This is a genomic window from Pseudomonas sp. Sample_9, from assembly GCF_004307535.1.
GTDB classification, from domain to species: domain Bacteria; phylum Pseudomonadota; class Gammaproteobacteria; order Pseudomonadales; family Pseudomonadaceae; genus Aquipseudomonas; species Aquipseudomonas mercuritolerans.
In genome coordinates this window covers 1-3,327 of sequence record NZ_RAZO01000499.1, presented here as the reverse complement: position 1 = coordinate 3,327, position 3,327 = coordinate 1, and the positions used below count along the sequence as shown (strand labels likewise).

Below are 3,327 nucleotides of genomic sequence, written 5' to 3'. Positions count from 1 at the left end.
ATGCCCTTGTCGCACGCGCCATCCGATGAATACGACTCGCTGCTGCCGATGACCTGGTGATTGGCCGCCTTGAGGTTGAAGTACGGGTGGCCGTCCTTGGTCGATTTTTTCTCGTAGCGCTCGTCATGCGGGCTGTTGGCCTGCACCGAGGCAATGCCACCGTCGGCACCGGCGCGGGTGCTGTAGAGCTCGCTGGTCAGAATCGTTTCGGCGTTCGCTGCTTTCAACACGAACCTGAATTGGCCGTTGCTGCTTTTGCTCACTTCGTACCATCCGGACATGTCTGTTTCTCCTCGGGCGATTGAGAGATTTCGCGCTTCAGAGTAAAGACCAGCGTCTGCGATCTGTCGCCTGCCCCGACTACAAGGTGATTTTCGTACCGAGCAGACCGAGGAAACCGGCCAGCCATTTAGGATGCGCCGGCCACGCCGGAGCGGTGGCCAGATTGCCCTGAACATGGCCGTCGGTCACCGCAATGTCGATGTAGGTGCCGCCCGCCAGACGTACTTCCGGGGCGCAGGCCGGATACGCGCTACACTCACGCCCCTCGAGCACACCCGCCGCCGCGAGCAATTGCGCGCCATGGCAGACCGCTGCGATGGGCTTGCCGGCGTTGTCGAACGCGCGCACCAGTTCGAGCACTTTGTCGTTCAGCCGCAGGTATTCCGGCGCACGACCGCCGGGAATCAGCAGCGCGTCGTAATCGGCTTCGCTGGCCTTGGCGAAATCGAAATTGAGGGCGAACAAGTGACCGGGTTTTTCGCTGTAAGTCTGATCACCTTCAAAATCATGAATCGCCGTGCGCACGGTGCTGCCGGCGGGCTTGTCCGGGCACACGGCGTGGACCGTGTGACCGACCATCTGCAGGGCCTGGAACGGCACCATCACTTCGTAGTCTTCGACGTAATCGCCGACCAGCATCAGGATCTTTTTCGCGGCCATGGGAAAACTCCTCGGGGAAAGGTCTGGGGAGTATTCAAGGTAGACCCAAATTGAGCTGCAAGCTGCAAGCTGCAAGCTGCAAGCTGCAAGCTGCAAGAAAAAGCAGGATCACCCAAATCAGGCACACCAGCGTCATGCTTCAACTTGCAGCTTGCCGCTTGAAGCTTGCAGCTGCCTGTTAAGGCATATAGCCGTCAGCGCGCAGCAGTGTTTCCAGGCAATGGTCGCTGATGTGGTAGAACGCTTTCAGCTCTTCGATCTTTGCCAGCAACTGCGTCGGATCGACCGGCTCGGCGCGTTTCACCGCGAGAATCATCTTGTTCTTGTTGGTGTGTTCCAGCGAGATGAACTCGAACACCTTGGTCTCGTAACCACAGGCTTCGAGGAACAACGCGCGCAAGCTGTCGGTGACCATTTCCGCTTGTTGGCCGAGGTGCAAGCCGTATTGCAGCATCGGTTTGAGCAGCGCCGGGCTCTGGATCTGCAGGCGGATCTGTTTATGGCAGCACGGCGAGCACATGATGATCGACGCGCCCGAGCGGATGCCGGTGTGAATCGCGTAATCAGTGGCGATGTCGCACGCGTGCAGGGCGATCATCACGTCCAGCTCGCTCGGCGCCACCGTACGCACGTCACCGCACTTGAACACCAGCCCCCGATGCTCGAGCTTGGCCGCTGCGGCGTTGCACAGGTTGACCATTTCTTCGCGCAGCTCGACGCCGGTGACTTCGCCCTCGGCCTTGAGTGTATTGCGCAGGTAGTCGTGAATGGCGAACGTCAGGTAGCCCTTGCCCGAACCGAAATCGGCGACCCGCACCGGTTTGTCCAGCGCCAGCGGCGACGAGGTCAGGGCATGGCTGAACACTTCGATGAACTTGTTGATCTGCTTCCACTTGCGCGACATCGCCGGGATCAGCTCGTGCTGCGCATTGGTCACGCCCAGATCCTTGAGGAACGGGCGACTTAATTCGAGGAAGCGGTTTTTCTCGCGGTTGTGCTCGGCGGACGGCGCTTCACGCAATTGCTGAGGCTTGCTCTTGAACAGCGAACTCTTGCCCTTTTTGCTGTATTCCAGCTGCGCTTCGTCGGTCAACGCCAGTAAATGAGCATTTTTGAACGAGGTCGGCAGCAGACCGGCAATCAGCGCCACGCCTTCGCTCAGCGGCAGGTTCTTGGTGATGTCGCGGGTCTTGTAGCGATAAACGAATGACAGGCACGGCTGCGCCTTGACCGTCACCGGTTTGATGATGACCCGCTGCAGATCCGCCTCTTCACCGACGTATTTGGCCAATACCAGTTTGATGAAACCGCTGTCGTCGAGGCTGTTTTGCAGCAGCTCGATGAACTGGGCGTGGTGATCGGCGGCCTGTTTGGCGGACGGCGCGGAAGAAGCGGAAACGGACATGGACAAGCGGCCTCGGACGGGCGGAATCAGGAATGGCGGGTATTTTAGGGGGGATGGGGGTTGAGGACACCCTCTTATTTACCCAACGGTTCAGAAGCCCCTCACCCCAGCCCTCTCCCGGAGGGAGAGGGGGCCGATCGCGCTGTTCTCCAGAACTACGCCGACCTGAAAAAACGAGCCGAACTCAGGTTCTCAATCCATAGTCGACTCGGACGTTCAGGTCGGTGTCGAGCAAAAGACACCTCGGTCGGCTCCCTCTCCCTCCGGGAGAGGGCTGGGGTGAGGGTCTGGGGCTCAAGTGAAAAGCCATATCAGCCCAACACCACCAACCGATTCGGCAACTCGTTCCTCACCTGCGTCACCGGCACATGCACCTTCAACAACTCGCCACACGCCTCCACGCACGTGACAAACCCTTCAAGCGTGCGGCCTTCGCGGACCTGTTCGGTAAACGCCGCGACAATCGCGTCCCAGTTGCTGTTATCCAGCCGTTTGGAAATCCCCTCGTCCACCAGAATCTCCACATAGCGCTCAGCCTCGCAGACAAAAATCAGCATGCCGGTGCTGCCCACGGTGTGGTGCAGGTTCTGTTCGAGAAACTGCCGCCGCGCCAGGTTGGAGGCGCGCCAGTGACGCACGCGGCGCGGCACCAGATGGGTGGTGATTTTCGGCAGACGAAACAGCAGGCAGAGGACAATGAACATGCCCCATTGCACCAGCAGCAGGCTGCGCAGGGTCAGCCAGCCGGTGAGGTAGTGGACGATGCCCGGCAACACCAGCGCCAGCAGACTGGCCCAGAGCAGCGGGATGTACGCGTAATCGTCGGCGCGGGCAGCGAGCACCGTGACCAGTTCGGCGTCGGTGTCGCGTTCGACCCGGGCGATGGCCTCGGCGACTTTGCGTTGTTCGTGTTCAGTCAGTAATGCCATGTCGAAAAGTGCCTGCTCATTATTCTTTTGATCTCACCAGCCGCCGGACGA

Annotated in this window: 4 protein-coding genes; all 4 read right to left on the bottom strand. The window is 59.8% G+C overall.

Translation table 11 applies throughout. The features are described 5' to 3' along the window. A partial coding sequence (locus tag D6877_RS28495; protein WP_130912849.1) for a YegP family protein occupies positions 1-281 on the bottom strand: 281 nt, incomplete at its 3' end. Positions 282-360: 79 nt separating this feature from the next. Beyond that, positions 361-942 carry a DJ-1/PfpI family protein gene (locus D6877_RS28490; RefSeq protein ID WP_130912848.1) on the bottom strand — a complete coding sequence of 194 codons (582 nt, stop codon included), beginning with the start codon at positions 940-942 and terminating at the stop codon, positions 361-363. Between the two features lie 178 nt (positions 943-1,120). Further along, positions 1,121-2,347 (bottom strand): SAM-dependent methyltransferase, encoded by a 1,227-nt coding sequence (locus tag D6877_RS28485; RefSeq protein WP_130912847.1) that lies wholly within the window; start codon positions 2,345-2,347, stop codon positions 1,121-1,123. Positions 2,348-2,658: 311 nt separating this feature from the next. Next, complete coding sequence (locus D6877_RS28480) at positions 2,659-3,276, bottom strand: TPM domain-containing protein (RefSeq protein WP_056783438.1); 618 nt, start codon at positions 3,274-3,276, stop codon at positions 2,659-2,661. Positions 3,277-3,327 lie beyond the last annotated feature (51 nt).